Genomic DNA, 21,267 nt, shown 5'->3' on the forward strand with positions numbered 1-21,267 from the left:
ATGCCGCCCGTCTTCGCCCATGGCCGACTCCGCCTGTACCTCCTCAAGTTGCTGGACGAGGCCCCGCGTCACGGGTACGAGGTGATCCGCCTGCTGGAGGAGCGCTTCCAGGGCCTGTACGCGCCCTCCGCGGGCACCGTGTACCCGCGACTGGCGAAGCTGGAGGCCGAGGGCCTGGTCACGCACGCCACCGAGGGCGGGCGCAAGGTGTACTCGATCACCGACGCCGGCCGGGCCGAACTGGCCGACCGCGGCGGCGAACTGGCCGACCTGGAAGTGGAGATCCGCGACTCGGTGACCGAACTCGCCGCCGAGATCCGCGACGACGTCCGGGGTGCGGCCGGTGACCTGCGCCGCGAGATGCGGGCCGCGGCCTCGGCCTCGGCGACCCGGGTCGAGGACGAGTCCTGGAAGGCCGCCAAGGAGGACCTGCGCAAGGCGCGACAGGAGTGGAAGGAACAGGCCCGCCGGGCGAAGGACGAGAGCCGCCGGGCCCGTGAGGAGGCGCAGCAGGCCCGCCGCCAGGCCAAGGAGGCCCAGGAGCGGGCCCGCGAGGAGGTCCAGCGCATCGCGGGCCAGCTGCAGGAGCAGTTCGCCAGGTCCGGGGGAGTCCTGGGCAGCCTGGCGGGAGCCTGGCTCGGCGGGGCGCCTGCCGCGGGCTCGGCCGATGCCTCGGCTGCGGGCGCGGACGGGGACGCGGGGCGGGCTTCGCAGTGGGCCGCGGATCTCGCGGCCACCGGTGATCCCGCCCGGGACCTCGACCGGCTGCTCGACCGTTTCCGCGACGAGGTGCGCGACGCGGCCCGGGACCGGGGGGTGACCTCCGCCCAGGTGGCCGAGGCCCGCCGGCACCTCGAAGCCGCCTGTGGCCGACTGGGAACCACGTTCGGCGCCGGGTCGTAGTCCGCGCGCGGCGCCGCTGCCGGGGCGCCGCCCCGGACCCCGCGCCTCGAACGCCGGCGGGGCCGGAGGTGGCGCCGTCGCCTCGGACGGGGCGGTGGTCAGGCGGCCAGGGTGGTTTCGGCCGTGTCGTAGGTGACGCCGTGGTCCGACAGGACCTCGGCGACGGTGCCGGGGCGGGAGAGCAGGGCCAGGAGCAGGTGCAGGGTGCCGATGTGGTTGTCCTTGCGGCCCAGGGCGATCCGTAGGGACTGCTCCAGCACCTTCTTCGACCCCTCGGTGAAGGGCACGTGGTAGCTGCCGGTGCGGTCGTCCGTGTCCGCCCGGCCGAGGGCGGAGCGGAGCGAGGCGCCCAGGGTCCGCCTGCGGGGCGCCGGGGTCGCGAGGACGCCCTCTCCGTGGGTCTCCTCGATGCGCGAGACGATCTCGGTGAGGTCGATCCCGAGCCCGGCCAGCGCCTCCTCGTCCGCCCGGGACATGCCGCCCCGGCGGCGGGCGGCCGTGAGGTCGGCGGTCACCGCCGCGTGGTCCACGCCGAGCGGGTCCAGGGATCCGAGGGCCAGCAGGGAGAGCAGCAGGTGTTCCTCGGTCACGGTGGCGGCGCCGCTCCGCCGGGCCTCGGTCACCGCCCCGGTCACGGTGGACCGGGCGTCGCGGGTGAAGCGTTCGAACATCAGAGCCTCCCGTATTTCTTGTGCACGGCCTGCCGGCTGACGCCCAGCTCGGCCGCGATCTCCTGCCAGGACCATCCCTGCGCGCGGGCGCTGCGTACCTGTAGGGCCTCCAGCTGCTCCAGCAGCCTGCGGAGGGCGGCCACGGCACGCAGGCCCACGCGCGGGTCACGGTCACCGGCCCGCTCGGCGAGATCAGTGGCTTCGGTCATGGATGTCAATGTAGGTTGACGCGGGAGGTTCGTCAACCCCGGTTGACATTCAAGAGGGTCAGGGGGTGAGGACGATCTTGCCGAAGAGGTCGCCCGACGCGAGCTTCTCGAACCCCTCCCGCGCCCGGTCCAACGGCAGCACCTCGTCGATCACCGGCCGCAGCCCGGTGGTCGCGCAGAAGGCGAGGAGGTCCTCCAGCTCGTCCTTCGAGCCCATCGTCGAGCCGACCACCTTCAGCTCCAGGAAGAAGATCCGGGTCAGCTCGGCGTGCGCGGGGCGGTCGCCGCTCGTGGCGCCGGAGATCACCAGGGTGCCGCCGGGCCGCAGGGACTTCACGGAGTGCGACCAGGTGGCCGCGCCCACCGTCTCGATCACCGCGTCCACCCGCTGCGGCAGCCGCGCGCCCGGCTCGAAGGCCTCCACGGCGCCCAGCTCCACGGCCCGCTTGCGCTTGGCCTCGTCCCGGCTCGTGGCGAAGACCCGCAGGCCGGCCGCCTTCCCGAGGGCGATCGCGGCGGTCGCGACACCCCCGCCGGCGCCCTGCACCAGGACGGAGTCCCCGGGGCGGACCCCGGCGTTGGTGAACAGCATCCGGTACGCGGTCAGCCAGGCCGTCGGAAGGCAGGCGGCCTCCTCGAAGGTCAGCTCCGCGGGCTTGCGCAGCACGTTCCAGGCGGGGACGGTCACCTGCTCGGCGAAGGTTCCCTGGTAGCGCTCGGTCAGGATCGAGCGCGGCTCGTCCGGGCCGACCCCGTGGCCGCTCTGGCCGATCACGGAGTGCAGGACGACCTCGTTGCCGTCCTGGTCGATCCCGGCGGCGTCGCAGCCGAGGATCATCGGGAGTCTTTCCTCGCCGAGGCCGACCCCGCGCAGCGACCACAGGTCGTGGTGGTTGAGGGAGGCGGCCTTGACGTTCACGGTCACCCAGCCGGGCCGGGCCTCGGGGGCCGGGCGGTCGCCCAGCTCAAGGCCGTTCAGCGGCTGGTCACGGTCGATTCGGGCGGCGTAGGCAGCGAACATGCGGCGACGCTACCGCTCGGTAGGGCCGGGTTCCATACCTCCCGCGACCGCATGGGTGAGGCCTTCGTCGCACCTGTGCGGTGACGGGGAGACGCAGAGGCCCGACCGGAAGGATCCGGTCGGGCCTCTGCGTACTGCTCAGCTCCGGTCTCAGACCAGGCGGGCCACTCCGTCGACCTTGGCCGCGGCGGCCACGGCCGTGGCGACGGCCTCGGCCACGCGCTCGTCGAACGGCGACGGGATCACGTAGTCGGCGGCGAGCTCGTCACCCACGACGCCGGCGATGGCGTCGGCGGCGGCGATCTTCATGCCCTCGGTGATCCGGGTGGCGCGCACCTTGAGGGCGCCCGCGAAGATGCCCGGGAACGCCAGCACGTTGTTGATCTGGTTCGGGAAGTCCGAACGGCCCGTGGCCACGACCGCCGCGTACTTGTGCGCGACGTCCGGGTGGACCTCCGGGTTCGGGTTGGCCATGGCGAAGACGAACGCGTCCTTCGCCATCGAGGCCACCGCCTCCTCCGGGACCGTCCCGCCGGAGACGCCGATGAAGACGTCCGCGCCGTTCAGCGCGGTCTCCAGGGAGCCCGTCTGGCCGGTCTTGTTGGTCAGGCCCGCGATCTCCGCCTTGACGTCCGTCAGGTCGTCGCGGTCCGCGGACACGACGCCCTTGCGGTCGGTGACGCAGACGTCGCCGATGCCCGCGTCCACGAGGATCTTGGCGATGGCGATACCGGCCGCGCCCGCGCCCGAGATCACGGCGCGCAGGTCGCCGAGGGTGCGACCCGTCAGCTTCGCGGCGTTGCGCAGCGCGGCGAGCGTCACGATGGCCGTGCCGTGCTGGTCGTCGTGGAAGATCGGAATGTCCAGCGCCTCCTGGAGGCGGCGCTCGATCTCGAAGCAGCGAGGCGCCGAGATGTCCTCGAGGTTCACGCCGCCGAAGGACGGGGCGAGACGGATGACCGTCTCGATGATCTCGTCCGTGTCCTTGGTGGCGAGCGCGATCGGAACCGCGTCGACGCCACCGAACTGCTTGAAGAGGATGGCCTTGCCCTCCATGACCGGGAGGGAGGCTTCGGGACCGATGTCACCGAGTCCGAGCACGGCCGTACCGTCGGTGACGACGGCGACCACGTTGGACTTCCAGGTGTACTCGTTCACCAGCTCCGGCTGCTCGGCGATGGCGCTGCAGACCTTCGCCACGCCAGGCGTGTAGGCGAGGGAGAGGTCATCCTTGTTGGTGACCGGCACTGTGGCCTGGATGGCCATCTTGCCGCCCCGGTGCAGCGCGAACACCGCGTCCGGGTTGTTGTCCGTGACGCTGTCACTGCGAGGGTTGAAGATTTCCGCTGCCACTTCGTGTGACCCCTTAAGTCCTTTGAATCGTTGAGGGTGGCCACTCCTGGTTAAGGGGTGGGCGGGCACCGCGTCCGTACTCCGCGTCAACGGTTGGCCCGTCTCCGCGAAGGGGAGGTTCGTACGCGCGGGCGCGCCGCACGCGCGCCCTGAGCCCCGGATGAGGGGTGTAAGGATCTGTTCTACCCGAAGAACGCTCGCCCAGACGAGTCGATTCCCGCTCAACTGTAGGCCGCTTGCCCGGCTTTTGGCGAAAAGTCCAAACCTTGCCGTCCAGTGGGCGAGACGCTCCGTAGAAACTGCGGCAAAACCAGCAGGTCACAGCAGTATCTGCGGCCTCGAACCCCGTTCCCCGCAGTCCTGTTGGGCTACCCCGGGCGCCCGTTATGCGATTTTGACCTGACGGGCACCCTGAATGTCTCAGTCCGAATGGCAAGATGCCGTAATCACACAAGGTCGCGACACTCGATGGTGCGTGTCCGACCGTTTTTCGTTGCTTTTCCACCAGCGCCGGAGGAACCAAGCCATGACCGCTAGCACCACCCGTCGTACGACCGCCGCACGGTCCCGGATCGCCGCGGTCGGCGCGATCGCGGTCGCGGGCGCCCTGATCCTCACCGGCTGTGGTGACCAGACCGACAAGGCCTCCAGCACCCCGTCGGGCGCGGCCGCCGACAGCAGCGCTCCGCTCTTCTCCAAGCTCCCGAAGAAGATCCAGGACGCCGGTGTCATCAAGGTCGGCACGGACGCCACCTACGCGCCGATGGAGTTCACCGAGGGCGGCAAGATCGTCGGTGTCGACCCCGACGTGGCGGCGGCCATGGCCAAGCAGCTCGGCGTGCAGTTCAAGTTCGAGTCGGGCACCTTCGACACGCTGATCGGCAGCATGCAGACGGGCCGCAGCGACCTGGTCATGTCCTCGCTCACCGACACCAAGGCCCGTCAGGAGGGCCTGGACGAGAAGGGCGCCAAGACCGGTGCCGGTGTCGACTTCGTCGACTACTTCTCCGCCTCCACCGGCATCCTGGTCAAGAAGGGCAACCCGGACGGCATCAAGACCCTCGACGACCTGTGCGGCAAGACGGTCGCCGTGCAGCGCGGCACCACGTACGAGGAGTCGGCCAAGACCCAGGCCGAGAAGTGCAAGACGGACGGCAAGGGCGAGCTCAAGGTCGAGTCCTTCCCGACCGACGCCGAGGCCCAGACCCGTGTGAAGGCCGGCGGCGCCGCCGCGGACCTGAACGACTCCCCGGTCGCCGCGTACATCGCGCAGACCGCCGGTGGCGGCAAGGAGTTCGAGGCCATCGCCAACCCGACCGACGCCGGTCTCTTCGGCATCGCGGTGGACAAGAAGAACACCCAGCTGCGCGACGCGCTCAAGGAAGCCCTTGACGCGGTCATCAAGGACGGCACGTACAAGGCCGCCCTGGACAAGTGGAACGCCGGCTCCGGCGCCGTCACCGAGGCCAAGATCAACGCAGGTTCCTGATCTCCGCGTACCACCGCAGCACACTGAAGGGCAGTCACTGTGACTGACAAGCTCGACAAGGTCCCGGGCCCGGCGGACACCCCGCCGGCCGGGGCCGTCCCCCCCGAGGCCATCAAGGCCATCCCGGTGCGCCACTACGGCCGCTGGATCAGCGCCGTGGTCGTCATCGGCCTGGTCGTGGCGCTCGCCGTCGCCTTCTCGCAGGGCAACGTGCGCTGGGCCACCGTGCCGGAGAAGCTGTTCGACCCGACGATCCTCCGCGGTGTCGTCAACACGGTCTGGATCAGCATCACCTCGATGGCCCTGGGCCTGGTCCTCGGCGTCCTCTTCGCCGTCATGCGGCTCTCGAAGAACCCGGTGACCAGCACCATCGCCTGGTTCTACATCTGGCTGTTCCGCGGCACCCCGGTGTACGTGCAGCTGCTGATCTGGTTCAACCTCGCCCTGATCTTCCCGATCCTGAACCTCGGGTTCTACAAGGACGAGATGACCCAGGTCATGACGCCCTTCCTGGCCGCCCTGCTGGGTCTCGGCCTGAACGAGGGCGCCTACATGGCGGAGATCGTCCGCGCCGGCATCCAGTCGGTCGACGAGGGCCAGACCGAGGCCTCGCACGCGCTCGGCATGACCCGCACGCAGACGATGCGCCGCGTCGTGCTGCCGCAGGCCATGCGCGTGATCGTGCCGCCGTCGGGCAACGAGTTCATCAACATGCTCAAGACCTCGTCGCTGGTCGTCGCCGTGCAGTACTTCGACCTGCTGCGCGCCGCCCAGGACATCGCCTCGACCTCGTTCGCGGTGATGGAGATGTTCTTCGTCGCGTCGATCTGGTACCTCGCCCTGACCAGCGTGTTCAGCGTCGGCCAGTACTACCTGGAGCGCCGTTACGCCCGTGGCGCGCTCCGCTCGCTGCCGCCGACACCGCTGCAGAAGATCAAGGCGAAACTGTCCAGCTTCTCGAACCGCAAGGCGGTGGCCTGATGACGACTGCCATGGTGAAGGCCGAGGGCGTCCACAAGTCCTACGGTGCGGCGCACATCCTCAAGGGCATCGACCTGGAGGTCGCCCCGCGTGAGGTCTTCTGTCTGGTCGGCCCGTCCGGCTCCGGCAAGTCGACCTTCCTGCGGTGCATCAACCACCTGGAGCAGGTCAACGCCGGACGGCTGTACGTCGACGGCCAGCTCGTCGGCTACCGCCAGAAGGGCGACAAGCTCTACGAGCTGAAGGACAGCGAGGTCGCGGCCCAGCGCCGGGACATCGGCATGGTCTTCCAGCGCTTCAACCTCTTCCCGCACATGACGGCCATCGAGAACGTCATGGAAGCCCCGGTCATGGTCAAGGGCGAGTCCAAGTCGGTGGCGCGCGAGCGCGCCGCCAAGCTCCTGGACCGCGTGGGCCTCGGCGACAAGGGCGGGAACTACCCCACCCAGCTCTCCGGCGGGCAGCAGCAGCGCGTGGCCATCGCCCGCGCGCTGGCCATGGAACCGAAGCTGATGCTCTTCGACGAGCCCACCTCGGCGCTCGACCCGGAGCTCGTCGGTGACGTCCTCGACGTCATGCGGGACCTCGCCGAATCGGGCATGACCATGATCGTGGTCACCCACGAGATGGGCTTCGCCCGCGAGGTCGGCGACAACCTCGTCTTCATGGACGGCGGCGTCGTCGTGGAGTCCGGCCACCCCCGCGACGTCCTGGGCAACCCCCAGCACGACCGCACGAAGGCCTTCCTCTCCAAGGTGCTGTAGCTCCGACAGGTGCTGTGGTCCGCGTCCGCGGACGGACGAGGGGCGGTACGGGATCCCCGTACCGCCCCTCAGTCCTTTCCGGATTCCGGATTCCGGATTGCCGCTTCAGGTCCCTACCTCAGACCTAGGACCAGGGCGTCCGAGGGGGAGCGCCAGACCGTACGGGCCTCCGCGAAGCCCGCGGCGCGCAGGGTCTCGGCGTGCCAGGCCTCGGAGGGGGTGTCGCCGTCCGCGTGCTCCCCGTAGATCTCGAAGCGGCGCTTCACGTGCTCGGTCAGCGCCGGGTCGGCGCCCGCCAGGTCCCACCACTCGCGCCAGTCCACCGCCCCGGCCGTCCTCGCCCGGTCCATGCCGGCGTGCCGGTGGGCGTGCTCGGCGGCGTCGATGCGCGGGGTGGCCGGGTCGGGCATGTGGTCGGCGTTCATGAACACCCCGCCCGGGGGCAGGAGAGGTGCGAGCTGCCCGTACAGCACGGTCAGCTCCTCGCTCGGCAGCCAGTGCAGGGCGGTGGCCGTCAGGATCGCGTCGTACGTGGCGTGGGGGAGGGTGTCCGGCCAGTTCGGGTCCTTGAGGTCGGCGGTCACGAAGGTGACGCGTGCGTCACCCGCGAAGTGCCCCTCGGCGATGGTCAACAGGGCGGGGTCGAGATCGACGCCCGTACTGGTGGCTTCCGGGAACCGCTTGAGGACGCGGTCCGTAATACTTCCCGTACCGCATGCGAGATCCAGCACCCGGGGGGCGGGTCCCACCAGTGCCTCGACCATGTCCAGCATCACGCGGAACCGCTCCTCGCGGTCGGGCATGTACCACTCCTGCTGCCGGTCCCAGCTGTCCTGCCAGGCCTGCCAGTCGGTCGTGCCCGTCGCTTCGGTCGCATCCGTCGTGTTCGCCGTATCCGTCATCCCGAACTCCTCCGCACGTAATACCCTCGAAGACGTCTCAGTCGTTACCTGGGACACTAATCCGCAGCCGTAAGGACTACAAGTGGAACTGGCCCATTACTCGGACTTCGCCGTGCGCCTGGTCAACACCGAGGAGCCGGCCCGCAACAAGGACTCGCTCACCTCGGTGGACGCCGTCCGCGCCCTGTTCGGCGCCAGTCAGCAGATGGCGCGCCGCGTCACCGACGGTGACGTCACCCGCTTCCGCAACGTCCGCGGCCGCCTGCGCTCCGTCTTCGAGGCCGCCGACGGCGGCGACGAGGTCCTCGCCGTCGACCTGCTGAACTCGCTGCTCATGGAGTTCCCCGTCAGCCCCCAGGTGTCCGGCCACGAGACCCTCGCCGACGACGGCCGCCCCGACTGGCACATCCACCTCGCCGAGCACCCCTCGAACGCCTCCGCCGGCTACGCCGCCATGGCCGCGATGGGCCTGGCCTTCGCCCTCACCGAGCACGGCCCCGACCGCCTGGGCCTGTGCCAGGCCGCGCCCTGCCGCAACGCCTACCTCGACACCTCCACCAACCGCTCCCGGCGCTACTGCTCCGACCGCTGCGCCACCCGGGCGAACGTGGCCGCCTACCGCGCCCGCAAGCGGCTGGAGGCCGAGGCGTCCGCCCACAGCGGGCGCAGCGCCGAGGCCGCCCAGGACAGCCGCGCCCTCAGCGAACGCTGATCCTCCTCGCGCGGCCGGAAGCGCAGCACCGCCGTCGCCAGCACCAGATCGGCGGGCACCGGCCCGAAGACGGTGCTGTCGCCGGTCTCGTTGTACGGGTTGTCGCCGAGCACCCACCAGCTGCCGCCCGGCCGCCGCTCCACCGCGCGCTTGACCACCAGCAGGTCCTGCTGGAGCGGATGCCGCAGCACCACCACGTCGCCCGGCCGTACGGCAGCCCCGTACCGGACCACGAGCCGGTCCCCGTTCAGCAGCGTGGGCACCATCGAAGGCCCCGTCACCTCCACCACCTCGAACCGCCTGCGCGGGCGCCCGTTCTCCACCATGCGTGTCCTCCTCGTCACCCCCGCATGCTGCCGCACGGGTCCGTACATTCGCTCACCGGTCCGGCCGCGCCCCTGGACTTTTGTCCTAAGCCCATGGGGGCGGCCGCGAAATCCGGTTGTTCAGCGAGTAATCTCCCCCTTGAGAAGACGATCACGAGGAGGACAAACTCCATGCTTTCCCGCCTCTTCGCCCCCAAGGCGAAGGTCTCCGCCCACTGCGATCTTCCGTGCGGCGTGTACGACCCTGCCCAGGCCCGCATCGAGGCCGAGTCCGTCAAGGCCGTGCAGGAGAAGTACCAGGCCAACGAAGACGCCGACTTCCGCGCGCGCGCCATCACCATCAAGGAGCAGCGCGCCGAGCTCGCCAAGCACCACGTCTCGGTGCTGTGGAGCGACTACTTCAAGCCCCCGCACTTCGAGAAGTACCCGCAGCTGCACACCCTGGTCAACGACACCCTGAAGGCCCTCTCGGCCGCCAAGGCGTCGAACGACCCGGCGACCGGCGCGAAGGCTCTTGAGCTCATCGCCGAGATCGACCGCATCTTCTGGGAGACCAAGGCCGCCTGATCCTGGGCGCCCGAGGAACCTCCCCGCGCTCCGGTACCGGAACGCACACGACACCGGCCCGACCGCTCCGAGCGGCCGGGCCGGTGTCGTACGCGGCCCCTACGGGGCGTCCTGCCGACCGGGCCGCCCCAGTCCGTCTACGGCGTCCAGCGCCACATCCCACGGGTACGCCGCCGCGCGCCCCTGCCCGGGCAGGTTGCCTTCGGCGACCACGCCGACGACGAACCGGTCCGTGAGTCCCAGGGCCCAACCGTTGATCGTGTTGAACGTGGCCGGGGCGACGAGGATCGCGTCGGCCGTGGGCCATACGTCCGCCTCTCCTGGCCGCTTGTAGCGACTGCGGACAGGATGCCCGGTGAGCGCGGCCAGGCCGTCGAGTCCTTCCGCGAGCCGGTCGGCGGCCGTCGGTGTCAGGCCGAGGTACACGTCCCAGCCCCGAGACTGCGCGTCCTCGATCACGCGGGCGACGTCGAACACGGGCGGAGCGGCTGACCCGAAGAGGTACAAGGTGCGCGTCATGGCTCCTGGCCCGCCGTCAGCGCTTCTCGCCGAGAACGGTCCGCAGCCAGTCGAGCGGGTCCTGGCCCAGCAGCTCGTCGGCCGGCCGCTGCCCGGTCTCCGTGGTGAGGCGGGCCCTGCTGTTGTCGATCCACCGCTGGGCATGGGCGTGCCCCTGGGCCTTGTATTCGATGCCCTGGAGCATGCACTCCAACTTGTCGGCGTCACGTGCGCAGACGGCCTCCGGCGAGTCCTTGGCCTCGTACTCGGCGACGAGTTCGTGGATCGCCGAGGCGAGTCGCTCCGGCATGCCGAGGGTCTGATCGGCCGTCACCGCCACCGGGTCGGCGCTCGTCGCGTACTTCTTGCCGAGGTGGTTGACGTCGCCCGTGCGGGTCTCCTGGGTGTCGTGCCACACGGCGAGGAAAGCCGCCCGCGCGGGATCGGCGCCTTCCAGTTTCGCGATGATCGACGCGATGAGCGAGGTGCGCCAGGAGTGTGCGGCGACACTCTCGGGGTCGTTGACGCCGGCCATCCACCAGCCCGTGCGGCGCGTGTGCTTGAGCGTCCCCGCCTCGTAGAGGAACCCGGCCACCGCGGACAGGTCGTCAGCCACTGTGTCTCTCCTTCATGCCTCGGCGAGGCGGATCGCGTTCGATCCGCCGCTGTTCCTACCCTTCGGGGGGCGCATCCTTTGTCTTCTACGCCTCGCGCGCCGGAACGAGGCCGTCGATCGCGGCAAGCGCCAGGCCCCAGGGGTAGGCCTCCGTGCGCCCCTGCCCCGGCAAGTTGGGCACGAAGCCACCCTCGCCGTAGAGCACCCGCACGCCGGCGTTACGCAGCGTCGCGATGCTCTGCTCGAACTGCGGGTGCTGGACATAGGCGGCGTTCACGCACGGCATGACGGCCAGCGGGATCCCTTTGCCGATGCCTTCGGCGACCACGCCGACCACGAACCGGTCCGTGAGCCCTAGGGCCCAACCGTTGATCGTGTTGAACGTGGCCGGGGCAACGAGGATCGCGTCGGCCGCGGGCCATACGTCCGCCTCTCCCGGTCGCTTGTAGCGACTGCGGACAGGATGCCCGGTGAGCGCGGCCAGGCCGTCGAGCCCTTCCGTGAGCCAGTCGGCGGCCGTCGGTGTCAGGCCGAGGCATACATCCCACCCCCGAGACTGCGCGTCCTCGATCACGCGGGCGACGTCGAACACGGGCGGAGCGGCTGACCCGAAGAGGTACAAGGTGCGCGTCATGGCTCCCAGTTGACCACATGGTCCGTACCTCGATCGCGGGTGGCCCGGGGGTGGATCGGGGTACGGTTTCCTGGCGACTAGCCAGAATCGGGAGCGTCCGGTATGCGCACTTTCGGCGATGATCACCCAGGATCCCGCATCCGCGCACAGCGGCGGCTGGCTCACCTCACGCAGAAGCAGCTGGCCGAGCTGATCCCGTACTCCTACAGCCTGCTGAACCAGGTTGAGTGCGGCGCCAGGCCGGCCACCGAAGCTTTCCTCGCTGCGGTTGCCGAAGCCCTGCGGATCGCACCTTCGGTGCTGACGGGACAGCCTCACGTCAGCACCGTCCAACAGGATCGCCGAGAGGCGCTCGTGCGGCCGATTCGCGATGCGCTCGCCCTGTACGACCTCGGCCATGACCCGGACGTCACAGCCCGCCCCCTGGACGATCTCGTGACTGCCGCCGACCGGTTGTGCGCCACCGTTCGTGCGACCAAACTGCGAGAAGCCTCCCGGGTCCTTCCCGATGTGATCGCGGAGCTGACCTCAACCGCGTGGTCCACACCGTCCACCGAAGCCTGGCGGGCATTGGCCTCGGCCTACCGGAGCGCTCACGACATCGCCCTCAAGCTGGGCTTCTACGACCTCTCGACTGTCGCCCTCGACCGCATGGACTGGGCGGCCGAGCGGGCCTCCGACCCGTGCCTGGCGGCCGTGCGGCAGTACAAGCGGGCCCTCGTCCACTCCAAGAGCGGCGAATACCGGACCGGTGAGAGGCTGATCGAAGCCGGCTTGAGGGTCTTGGAGCAGGCAGAGGAGAGTCGCGAACGTCTGGCGGTGACCGGTCAGTTGCACCTCGGCGCCTCCGTCATCGCGGCCCGTGCGGAGGACCAGGCCGCCGTGGAACGGCACATCTCCGAGGCCCGGACACTCGCCAAGCGCACGGGTGACGCCTCAGGAGTGCACTGGCTGTCCTTCGGGCCCATGAATGTCGCGGTGCACGCCATGTCGGCGCTCACGCAGATGGGGCAGTACGACGACGCCCTCACGGCCGCCCGGAAGATTCGGCCGTCGACGACCTTCGCGACGAGCCGTCGCGCCCACTTCCTCATCTATCGGGCGCGAGCCGAGATGGAGACGGGGAATGCCACCAGGGCCTTGGCTTCCTTGGCAGAGGCTCGCCAGGCGGCTCCCGAACAGACGCGCTACCACCCGAGCACCCAGGAGACGATCCGCGGCCTGGTCCAGATGGCCCGGCGGACCCCGGAATCCCTCAGTCACCTCGCCGCGTGGGTGGAAATGTAGCGCGCTCACACGCTCACACGGTTGTGAGCATTGAGGCCCCGGCCGCTCGACAGTCTGGTGTCATCACCCGCTGACGACGGTAGGGAGCCGCCGTGTCCTGGAAGAAGACGGCCGACTGGTACGCGTGCTGCCTGGCCGATCCCGCGGCGGCGCATGCCGCGTGGCGGGAGCACGGTGTCGCCGTGCTGCCGCTCGGGGCCCGCTTCGAAGCCGTGCGGATCCCCGACGCCCTCGCGCACGCGGCCGTCGAGAGCTCCGCGGACCGTGTCGTGGACCTCGCGCTGACCCTGGCCCTGGAGGGGCCCGTGATCCGCGACGCGCGCGGCCGCAACCGCTACGCGCTCGTAGAGCCGGGCACGGGGGAGGACTGGCAGTCCCGGAGCGCCGTCGAGTGCCTCGGCGACGGCACCCACCTCGGGGTGCCCGACATCGGCCGGGACCGGGTCGGGCCCGGCCGGGCCCTCTACTGGGCCTCGACACCCGGCCCGGGGGCGTACTTCTGCCGGGTCGCCGCCGTGCGGCTGCTGGTCCGGGTGGGCCGGGCACGCCTCGCAGAGGGGGCGGCGAGGTGACGGGCCGCCCGGATCGCCCGGAGGCCGAGGTGTCGGACGCGCATTTCGACGGGGAGTGCACGCGAGCGCACGCGCCCTGCACCGGGTGTGGACTGCCGGCTCCGGTCGCGATCAGGTACGGCGGTCCCATGGCCCACTGCCGGCCCTGCCGCTATGGGTGGAGCGTCCACCACGACCCCGTGAGCTGCTGGCAGCGCACCCGTACGGAGGAGGCCCTGATCGCCCGGGTCCGCGAGGTGGCACCGCTCCTCCTCTCCGCCCGCGCCGTGCTCGACGCCGTCGTCGGCGACCTCTGAGCCGGTCAGGAGCCCGCGTCGGACCGACCGGTCCGGGCTTCGTGGGTCGCGGTCAGGTGTCTGGTCTGGCGGCGCGTCAACAGCTCGTCCACCGGCTCCAGAACACGGTCCCACGCGTGTTCGGCCTCCGGCGCGCGCCGGGGGAGGCGTGCGTAGTGCCGGGCGGCGGTGATCGCCTCGTCGTAGAGGCCCTGATCCGCGGGGAGGGCCGTCGAGCGTTCGCGTCGCAGCCACGTGATCAGCCACGGCATGTCCCGGGGCCACTGCGGGTTCCCCAAGGAGCGCACGCGCAGGTAGCCCAGCTGGTCCCACCAGCGACGGTTGTGCCACTTGCGCGAGTGGGCCGGCGGCAGGCCGGGCGGGAGGTCCTTCACCGGACCCATCGTGCCCGGCGAAGGGGCCGGAGCCGAGGGAATTCGCCGCCGGCGGACAGAACCGGCCAGTAGGAGCGGGGCCCGGGCGGGGTCCGGGCGGGCCCGAAGGCCGGTGCCCGGACCCCCCGGGGATCACTCGTCGTCCGCGTCCTCGTCGTCGTCCAGCCGGGCCAGCCACGTGGCCAGGCGTTCCACCGGGACCTCGAAGTCCGGGTTCAGGTCGACGAAGGTGCGCAGCTGCTCGGCGAGCCACTCGAAGGTGATCTCCTCCTCGCCGCGCCGCTTCTCCAGCTCCTCGATGCCGCGATCGGTGAAGTACAAGTCGGGCTCCGTGCCGTGATGGGGGTGTGCAGGGGGTGTTTCCCGCCAGGATAATCCGCCTATCGGCGACACCTCCCGCACGCGCCGTCACCGGGTCTAGCCTGGATGCCCAACGAGCGGGGGGTGCGGATGACGGACGGGCGCACGACAGGGTCCGCGCGCGCCTTCGAGCTTCTGGAGCCCCTCGTCCAGGCAGCGACCGTACGCGTTCACGCCCCGCCGGGAGGGTATGAGAACCCTCGCAGTCATCGGACCGGTCCCACCTGGGGGAGCGGCTTCTTCGTCGCCCCCGGCTGGGTCCTGACGTGCGCGCACGTGGTCGGCGAAGGGGGTGCTGCGGTGCGTCTGACGGGACGCGAGGTCGGCATCACCTTTTCCGCCGGGAGCGGCACCGGCACGGTCACCGGGCGCGTGGAGTGTGTACTGCCCGAGCGGCTGGAGGAACGGCGGCCCGGCCGGCACGCCCTGTGGGACCTGCCCGACCTGGCGCTGGTCAGGGTCCTGGCCCCCGTCTCGCACGCCTGCGTGTACGTGACCGACCGCTCCAGACCCCGCTTCGACGAGGTCGCCTACTTCGGCTGCACCGAGGACCTCGGCACCCCCGAGATCACCGGCCGCACCACCCGCCTGCGCGGCACCGCCGGCAACGGCGCGGCCATCCGGCTCGGCGACGACGACGAGATCGAGCCCGGCATGTCCGGCGGGCCCGTGGTGGACCTCGCCCGCGGCGAGGTCGTCGGCGTGCTCAAGGCCCGGCGTCAGACGGGCGGCGGCGGGCTCGCCGTCTCCGTCGTACAGCTGCGCACCCTGCCGATGGCCGCACGCGGCCAGGTCGGGCTCTACCGCCGGATCATGCAGGCACACGACCTCTACCACTACGACCAGCACCTCAGCGATCTCGACAACCGGCGGACCTGGACGGACGTGCACGGCGAGCTCCCGCCGCCGGAGGGCGACCCGTACGCGGGCCGGGGCCGGCTCACCCCCGGCGAGCGCACCACCCTGTGCGGGCTGCTGGCCGAGCTGCCCCCGCCGGGCTCCTCCGAGGTCGTACGGGCCCTGGTCGAGGCGGCGCGCGGCGAGGAACCGGACCCGCTGCCACCGGCCCCGCTGAGCTGGCGCGACGGCCTGGGGCTGCTGCACGACCCGCCCGGCGGGACGGCGGAGGCCGCGGCGATGCTCCGGTACGCGACGGACGTGAGCGTGGCCGAGTACCGCGAGCCGGTCACACCGGGCGCGGACGAGGAGCTGTGGGACTGGGTACGGGCCACGGCCGAGCGGCTGTGGCGGCCGCTGCGGCGCGAGCTGGGCGAGCGCCACGAACGAGGTCTCGCCGAGCGGGAGCGGCGCCGTCGGGCCTCGGCCGGGCGGGCGGTGCACGGCCCGGCGAGGCGGTCCGGCGGGCTGCCGCCCGGGGCCTCGGTGCTGCTGGAGGTCTGGGCGCACGGCTGGGAGGACGTCTACGACTGGCGGGTCTCGGTGCTGGCCGGTCCCGCGCACGCCGGCCGGCTGACGCCGGTGGACTCGGGCGTACGGGCCACCCTGACGGGTCTGCCGGAGGTGTTACGGGCCCCGCTCGCGGAAGGCTTCCGGCGCTGCGACACCCACGAGGCGGTGGCCCTGCTCGAAGTGGCCGTGGCCCCCGCGCTGTTCGGGCTGGCGGTCGACGAATGGGTGGTGGTGGGCGGCGTACCGCTCGGCGTGCAGCGGCCGGTGGTCCTGCGCCACCCCGCCGGCGCGAACCCGGGCACCACGCACCCCGCCGGCACGCACCCGGGCGGGGCCAGGGAACACCCCGCCGACCGCGAGGGCACCGACCCCTCCGCCCGCTGGGCACGGGTCCAGACGGGACCGCTGCAGGACGAACGCGCCGACTGCGTACGGGGCCGCCCGCGCACCCCCGCCACCGAGTGGCTGACGGGCCTCCCCGACAACACCGTGCCGGTGCACTGCCGGGCCGCCGACCAGGAGCCCACCCTCGGGTCGCTGCACGCGGTACGGGACGCCGGATACGGGGTGGTGGTGACCCGAAGGCCACCCCCGGACCCGGGAACCTCCTGCGCGCCCTTCCACCGCGGGCTGCGCGAGGAACTGGCCGACGCCGGGCGGGCGGAGGTGCTCCCGGAGCGCCTGCGGAACCTCCGGGGGAGGGCGTACGCGGCGGACCCCGACGCCTACTGGGCGGCCGGGACGGGCCTGGTGTGGGAGGACCCGGCGCGGCCGCTGCCGGACGAGGAGCCGCTCCAGGGAGACCTGTGACGGCGGCGGTGACGGCGACGACTGCGGCGCCGGCGACGGCGACGGCGTGTGGGTGGCGCGGGCGCGGGGTGGACGCGGGTGGACGCGAGCGGCGGACGCGAGGGAGGGAGCAGGAGCACCATGAACGACGAGTGGCTCATTTACCGCGGGGTGGGCGAACCCCACGACGGGATCGACGCCCTGCCCGACCCGCCGCCCTGGCGGGACTTCGACGGCGGCCCCGTGGCCGAGCCGGACGGTCCGGCCCGGGTCGCCGACGGCAACGTGGCCCGGCGCCTCGGCGCGCACCGGCAGGCCGCCGAACTGCACCGGCCGGAACCGGAGGAGCTGGAGGCCATCAACGCGGCCCTGTACCTGCGCCGGCCCCTCCTGGTGACCGGCTTCCCCGGCACCGGGAAGTCCACCCTCGCGCACGCCGTCGCCCACGAGCTGAAGCTGGGGCGGGTGCTGCGCTGGCCCGTCGTGTCCCGGACCGTGCTCCAGGACGGCCTCTACCGCTACGACGCACTGGCCCGCCTGCAGGACGTACAGATCGCGGCGAGCAGCGGCAGTGGCACCGGCACCGGAGCCGGTGGTCCGGCCGCCGCCACGGACCCCGGGGCCCCCGGCATCGGGAAGTACATCCGGCTCGGGCCGCTCGGCACCGCCTTACTGCCCACCGCCCGACCCCGCGTCCTGCTCATCGACGAGCTCGACAAGAGCGACATCGACCTCCCCAACGACCTGCTGAACGTCCTGGAGGAAGGGGAGTTCGCCCTCCCCGAGCTGGAACGCGTCGCCGACGTCGAGCCCGAGGTGCAGGTGCTCACCGACGACGGGACCAAGGTCACCGTCCGCGGCGGCCGCGTCCGCTGCCACGCCTTCCCCTTCATCATCCTGACCAGCAACGGGGAACGGGACTTCCCCGCCGCCCTGCTGCGCCGCTGCATCCAGCTCAAGCTCGGGCAGCCCGGCGAGAAACGCCTCGCCACCATGGTCCGGGCCCACCTCGGCGAGGAGGCCGCCCGCCTCGGGGCCGACCTGATCCGGGAGTTCCTCAGCCGCTCCCAGTCCGAACTGGTCGCCGCCGACCAACTCCTCAACGCCGTGTACCTGACCCACTACGCCGCCCCACCCACCCGGGAGGACCTCGCGGACCTGCTCATCCAACGCCTCGACCGTCCGAGGTGATCGGCCGTGGCCTCCGCCGGCGCGCCCGGCGTCCGTGAACTGGCCGCGCTGCTGCGCGCCGCCGGGCTCGACCCGTCCGCCGGGGAACTCGCCGACGCCCTGTGGCTGGCCGGGCACCTCGGCGGGCCCGGGCGGGCCGCCCCCGGCGGGCCGGGGCCGGGCGCCCCGCGGACCGCGGCCGAGGAGCCGCCCGGGGAGCCCGCCGAACCCGTACGCCCCGACGCCGAGCCCGACGCCCCGGTCGGGCTCTACGCACCCGGGGCGGCCCGCCCCGACGGCGCCGACGGGGACCGGCCCGAGCAGTCGCCCGAGGAGTACGGGGTGCCCGTCCGCGTCCCCGGAGCCGCCGCGCTGCCCCGCATCCTCGACATCCAACGGGCCCTGCGCGCCCTCCAGCGCCACCGCCCGCCCGGGCCGCCCACCCGGCTGGTGATCGACGAGGCGGCCACCGCCGAGGCCAGCGCCCGCGCCCTCGGACTGGTCATCCCGGTGCTCCGCCCGCAGAGCCGGCGCGAGGCGACCGTACGGCTGGTGATGGACGCCTCCCCGTCGATGGCCGTCTGGCAGGACATGTTCGAGGAACTGCGCTCCGTGTGCGAGCGGTTGGGCGCCTTCCGGGACGTCCAGGTCCACTATCTGCACCGCCTCATCGACGGCACGGCCGCGCTCGGCCGCAGCCCCGCACCCGGCTGCGTACGCGCCTCCGGCCTGCGCACCGGGGACCAACTGCGGGACCCGACCGGCCGGGCCCTGACCATGGTGGTCTCCGACTGCGCCGGGCCGCTGTGGCGCGAGGGCACCGCGCAGCGGCTGCTCCACCGATGGGCCGAGTGCACCCCGTGCATGGTCGTCCAGCCGCTGCCGCAGCGGCTGTGGGGGCGCAGCTGGCTGCCCACCGAGCGGGGCACGCTCACCCGGCCGGAGGGCGGCGGGCAGCGGCTCGTGTTCCGGCCGGACCGGCCCCCGCTGCCCGGGCGGCCCACGGGCGGGCTGACGGTGCCGGTGCTCCCGCCGAGCGCGATCGCCCTCGGGGCGTGGGCCCGGCTGCTGGCCGGGCTGACCGCCGGGCCCGTACCGGCCGAGGTGGGCCGGGTCCTGGCCGACCATCCGGCCGCGCCCCTGCCGCCGCCGCGTGCCGTGCGCCCGCCGCGCGAGCTGGTGGCACGGTTCCGGTCCTCGGCCGCGCCCCGGGCCGTACAGCTCGCGGTGTACCTGTCGGCGGCGCCGCTGACGCTGCCCGTGATGCGGCTGGTGCAGCGCACGATGCTGCCGGACTCCGAGCCCTCCGACCTGGCGGAGGTGCTGCTGAGCGGGCTGCTGCGGCGCAGCGCGCCGGGATCGGGGCACTGGTACGAGTTCGTCCCCGGGGTGCAGGACGTGCTGCTGGGGCCGCTGGGGCGGGACGAGGCCGCGCTGGTGCTCAAGCACTGCTCGGAGTACGTGCTGGCGCACTTCGGCCGGGGCGTACGCAACTTCCCCGCGCTCGCGGTCTCCCAGCTGACCGGGACCCCGCCGGCGGTCGCCGACCCCGGACCCGAGGAGGACGAACGGGCTCCGGAGGGGCGGCTCCCGCAGGCCTTCGCACAGGTTTCGGCCAAAGTCGTACGCCGCTACCTGCCCGGGATGCCCGAGGAAGGCCCCGCGGTACGCAGGCCCGCCGCGGCCCCGGTGCCGACCCGGGCCGGGGCGGTGCGCGCCGCCCGGGACCGGCTCGCCGACGCCGACGCCGCCGGGGACGGCGGCGCGCGGGCGCTGTACGAGGCCGTGGCGGTGCTCCGGCGGGCGGTGACGGCCCCGCCGGGTCCCGGTGATCCGCCGGAGGAGGCGGAGACCGAACTGGCGGGGGCGCTGCTGAGACTGTGGACGGCCCAGCGGGACCCGGAGCTGCTGGCCGAGGCGGAACGGGCCGTGACCGGGCTGCGGACGGCGCGCGCGGGGGCGGTGCTCGGGCGGGTGCTGTTCGAGCGGGCGCTGGCGGCCGGACCGGACGCGGAGCTGCTGGCGGCGGCGGACATGCGGTTCGCGGCGGCCGGCGCCGAGGCCGACCCGGAGCTGCGGCGGGACTGCGCGGTGCGGCGGGCCGAGACCCTGATCCGGCTGAGCGGGCTGCGCGACGAGGCGGGCGCGCTCCGCGAGGCCCGGGCCGCCCTCGAACCCCTGGCGGGCCCGGCCCCCGGCTCCGGCCCCTACCCCGGCTCCGGCTCCGGCTCCGGAGGGGATGGCGGGGGCGGGGGCCCGGCTCCGTACCCCGAACTGCACCTGGCCCTGGGCCGCGTCCTGCTGGCCCTGCTGCCCCGCACCCCCGACCCCGCCGAGCGCACGGCCCTGGCCGAACAGGCCGCGGCCCGGCTGGCCGCGGCCCTGACCGTCGCGCCCACCGCCCCCGACCGCGCCGGCCCGGGCACCGCCCAGGTGCGGGTGGAGCTCGCCGACGCGCTGCGGCACCTCCCCGGCCGGCTGGAGGAGGCCGCCGGCCAACTGGACGCGGCCCTGACGGAGGTGGGCGGAGACCCGGAGCTCCGGGTGACCGCCCTGGTGTGCCTGGCGCGCGTGCATCGGGCGCGGTACGCGCGGGACATCGACCCGGCGGCCCTGGAGGACGCGGCCGAGGCGTACGGCCGGGCCAGGCGGCTGATCCCCCGCGACGCGGAGGCCTTCGGGGAACTCCTGCCCGAGTGGGGCGACGTACTCCTGGAGCGGGCCCGGGCCGCCGACGGTCGGCCGTTCACCGGGGCCGCCGTACGCGTCCTGCGCGAGAGCCGGGCCGCGGTCCCGCAGTCCGACCCCGGTGCGGCCCACCGGCTGCTGCGGCTGGCCACCGGGCTGCGGCTGCGGCACACGTACGAGGGCGACCCGGTGGACCTGCGGGAGGCCGAGTACCTGCTGGAGCTCGCCGTCCGGCACAGCCGCGACCCGCTGGAACAGGCCCGCGTCTGGCGGGACCACGGCGACGTCCAGCAGGAGATCCACGGCCACACCCGGGCGCTGGAACGCCTCGACCGGGCGGCGGACTCCTACCGGCGGGCCTGGCGGGCCGCTCTGGAGGCCGACGTCGAGGACCGCGCGGACACCGCCGTCCAACTGGCCGCCCGCGTGCAGCAGTTGCGCGGGGACGTGCTGGAACGCCTCGCCCGGCCCCGCGCCGCCCTGGACGCCTACCGCTCGGCGCTGGAGCTGTGGACACGGACCCATGAGGGCGCCGCAGGACGCTCGGAAGCCGTCCGGGCCCGGATCGCGGCCCTGGAGGCCACGCTCTGACGCCCGCGCCGAGGGCGCGGACCGGGCCGGGGAGCGCTGTTTCCACGGCCCGGGGGGCGGGAAAGGGAAGTGGACCATCCGGTG

22 protein-coding genes are annotated in these 21,267 nt (G+C 72.7%); 11 read left to right on the forward strand and 11 right to left on the reverse strand.

Annotation, left to right across the window (positions count from 1 at the left end):
- The gene (locus OG624_RS26985) at positions 1 to 903 is read left to right on the forward strand and encodes a PadR family transcriptional regulator (RefSeq protein ID WP_033218691.1); all 903 of its coding nucleotides are present in this window, start codon (positions 1 to 3) and stop codon (positions 901 to 903) included.
- A 98-nt stretch (positions 904 to 1,001) separates the two neighbouring features.
- On the opposite strand, the gene OG624_RS26990 is transcribed toward OG624_RS26985, so the two are convergent.
- The 4 genes from OG624_RS26990 to OG624_RS27005 all read right to left on the reverse strand — a co-directional run bounded on the left by OG624_RS26990 (position 1,002) and on the right by OG624_RS27005 (position 4,157).
- Positions 1,002 to 1,574 carry a Clp protease N-terminal domain-containing protein gene (locus OG624_RS26990; RefSeq protein ID WP_033218693.1) on the reverse strand — a complete coding sequence of 191 codons (573 nt, stop codon included), beginning with the start codon at positions 1,572 to 1,574 and terminating at the stop codon, positions 1,002 to 1,004.
- A complete protein-coding gene (locus OG624_RS26995; RefSeq protein WP_033218696.1) occupies positions 1,574 to 1,783 on the reverse strand; it encodes a helix-turn-helix domain-containing protein in 210 nt (69 codons plus the stop codon). The genes OG624_RS26990 and OG624_RS26995 overlap by 1 nt, the downstream gene beginning before the upstream one ends.
- Positions 1,784 to 1,841: 58 nt before the next feature.
- Entirely contained in the window at positions 1,842 to 2,804 is a 963-nt protein-coding gene (locus OG624_RS27000) for a zinc-binding dehydrogenase (protein WP_030764417.1), read from the reverse strand.
- Between the two features lie 150 nt (positions 2,805 to 2,954).
- The gene (locus OG624_RS27005) at positions 2,955 to 4,157 is read right to left on the reverse strand and encodes an NAD(P)-dependent malic enzyme (protein ID WP_030711520.1); all 1,203 of its coding nucleotides are present in this window, start codon (positions 4,155 to 4,157) and stop codon (positions 2,955 to 2,957) included.
- Positions 4,158 to 4,683: 526 nt separating this feature from the next.
- Here OG624_RS27005 and OG624_RS27010 point away from each other — a divergent pair.
- Genes OG624_RS27010 through OG624_RS27020 form a run of 3 tightly spaced genes read left to right on the forward strand, consistent with a single transcriptional unit; the run spans position 4,684 to position 7,391 of the window.
- Positions 4,684 to 5,646: an ABC transporter substrate-binding protein gene (locus tag OG624_RS27010; protein WP_033218701.1), complete on the forward strand. Its 963-nt coding sequence runs from the start codon at positions 4,684 to 4,686 to the stop codon at positions 5,644 to 5,646.
- A gap of 39 nt (positions 5,647 to 5,685) precedes the next feature.
- Positions 5,686 to 6,627 carry an amino acid ABC transporter permease gene (locus OG624_RS27015; RefSeq protein WP_033218703.1) on the forward strand — a complete coding sequence of 314 codons (942 nt, stop codon included), beginning with the start codon at positions 5,686 to 5,688 and terminating at the stop codon, positions 6,625 to 6,627.
- On the forward strand, positions 6,627 to 7,391 hold the full coding sequence (locus tag OG624_RS27020) for an amino acid ABC transporter ATP-binding protein (RefSeq protein ID WP_033218705.1): 765 nt from the start codon (positions 6,627 to 6,629) through the stop codon (positions 7,389 to 7,391). The genes OG624_RS27015 and OG624_RS27020 overlap by 1 nt, the downstream gene beginning before the upstream one ends.
- Before the next feature lie 113 nt (positions 7,392 to 7,504).
- Here the strand turns inward: OG624_RS27020 and OG624_RS27025 are convergent, their stop codons facing one another.
- A complete protein-coding gene (locus OG624_RS27025; protein WP_033218709.1) occupies positions 7,505 to 8,293 on the reverse strand; it encodes a class I SAM-dependent methyltransferase in 789 nt (262 codons plus the stop codon).
- A gap of 82 nt (positions 8,294 to 8,375) precedes the next feature.
- On the opposite strand from OG624_RS27025, the gene OG624_RS27030 reads away from it, so the two are divergent.
- A complete protein-coding gene (locus tag OG624_RS27030; RefSeq protein ID WP_033218713.1) occupies positions 8,376 to 9,005 on the forward strand; it encodes a CGNR zinc finger domain-containing protein in 630 nt (209 codons plus the stop codon).
- Here OG624_RS27030 and sodX read toward each other — a convergent pair.
- Positions 8,909 to 9,331 carry a nickel-type superoxide dismutase maturation protease gene (gene sodX / locus OG624_RS27035; RefSeq protein ID WP_033218715.1) on the reverse strand — a complete coding sequence of 141 codons (423 nt, stop codon included), beginning with the start codon at positions 9,329 to 9,331 and terminating at the stop codon, positions 8,909 to 8,911. The two genes, OG624_RS27030 and sodX, sit on opposite strands and share 97 nt — an antisense overlap.
- Positions 9,332 to 9,502: 171 nt before the next feature.
- Between sodX and sodN the strand changes: the two genes are divergently transcribed.
- Positions 9,503 to 9,898: a superoxide dismutase, Ni gene (gene sodN, locus OG624_RS27040; protein WP_030009413.1), complete on the forward strand. Its 396-nt coding sequence runs from the start codon at positions 9,503 to 9,505 to the stop codon at positions 9,896 to 9,898.
- Between the two features lie 99 nt (positions 9,899 to 9,997).
- Here sodN and OG624_RS27045 read toward each other — a convergent pair whose 3' ends face one another.
- The 3 genes from OG624_RS27045 to OG624_RS27055 form a co-directional block, all read right to left on the reverse strand.
- Positions 9,998 to 10,417 carry a flavoprotein gene (locus OG624_RS27045; protein WP_371639921.1) on the reverse strand — a complete coding sequence of 140 codons (420 nt, stop codon included), beginning with the start codon at positions 10,415 to 10,417 and terminating at the stop codon, positions 9,998 to 10,000.
- Between the two features lie 16 nt (positions 10,418 to 10,433).
- A complete protein-coding gene (locus OG624_RS27050) occupies positions 10,434 to 11,012 on the reverse strand; it encodes an HD domain-containing protein (protein WP_033218717.1) in 579 nt (192 codons plus the stop codon).
- A gap of 85 nt (positions 11,013 to 11,097) precedes the next feature.
- Positions 11,098 to 11,646, reverse strand: a complete 549-nt coding sequence (locus OG624_RS27055) for a flavoprotein (protein WP_033218719.1) — start codon at positions 11,644 to 11,646, stop codon at positions 11,098 to 11,100.
- 102 nt (positions 11,647 to 11,748) lie between these two features.
- Between OG624_RS27055 and OG624_RS27060 the strand changes: the two genes are divergently transcribed.
- Positions 11,749 to 12,933: a helix-turn-helix domain-containing protein gene (locus tag OG624_RS27060; RefSeq protein ID WP_033218721.1), complete on the forward strand. Its 1,185-nt coding sequence runs from the start codon at positions 11,749 to 11,751 to the stop codon at positions 12,931 to 12,933.
- A gap of 92 nt (positions 12,934 to 13,025) precedes the next feature.
- Positions 13,026 to 13,505: a hypothetical protein gene (locus tag OG624_RS27065; protein WP_051763105.1), complete on the forward strand. Its 480-nt coding sequence runs from the start codon at positions 13,026 to 13,028 to the stop codon at positions 13,503 to 13,505.
- Positions 13,506 to 13,806: 301 nt separating this feature from the next.
- Here OG624_RS27065 and OG624_RS27070 read toward each other — a convergent pair whose 3' ends face one another.
- Together OG624_RS27070 and OG624_RS27075 are read right to left on the reverse strand one after the other, a co-directional pair.
- Positions 13,807 to 14,175, reverse strand: a complete 369-nt coding sequence (locus OG624_RS27070) for a hypothetical protein (RefSeq protein WP_158711792.1) — start codon at positions 14,173 to 14,175, stop codon at positions 13,807 to 13,809.
- Positions 14,176 to 14,307: 132 nt separating this feature from the next.
- A complete protein-coding gene (locus OG624_RS27075) occupies positions 14,308 to 14,496 on the reverse strand; it encodes a DUF6104 family protein (RefSeq protein ID WP_030730893.1) in 189 nt (62 codons plus the stop codon).
- 129 nt (positions 14,497 to 14,625) lie between these two features.
- Here OG624_RS27075 and OG624_RS27080 point away from each other — a divergent pair, with 129 nt between their 5' ends.
- The 3 genes from OG624_RS27080 (at position 14,626) to OG624_RS27090 (ending at position 21,183) form a co-directional block, all read left to right on the forward strand.
- Positions 14,626 to 16,755: a VMAP-C domain-containing protein gene (locus OG624_RS27080; RefSeq protein WP_244290754.1), complete on the forward strand. Its 2,130-nt coding sequence runs from the start codon at positions 14,626 to 14,628 to the stop codon at positions 16,753 to 16,755.
- 120 nt (positions 16,756 to 16,875) lie between these two features.
- Positions 16,876 to 17,925, forward strand: coding sequence for an AAA family ATPase (locus tag OG624_RS27085; RefSeq protein WP_033218730.1), 1,050 nt, complete (start codon positions 16,876 to 16,878; stop codon positions 17,923 to 17,925).
- Between the two features lie 6 nt (positions 17,926 to 17,931).
- The gene (locus OG624_RS27090) at positions 17,932 to 21,183 is read left to right on the forward strand and encodes an SAV_2336 N-terminal domain-related protein (protein ID WP_371639922.1); all 3,252 of its coding nucleotides are present in this window, start codon (positions 17,932 to 17,934) and stop codon (positions 21,181 to 21,183) included.
- The last annotated feature ends 84 nt before the right edge of the window (positions 21,184 to 21,267 follow it).

The sequence above is a fragment of the Streptomyces virginiae genome (genome assembly GCF_041432505.1).
In the GTDB taxonomy this organism is placed as follows: Bacteria; Actinomycetota; Actinomycetes; order Streptomycetales; family Streptomycetaceae; genus Streptomyces; species Streptomyces virginiae_A.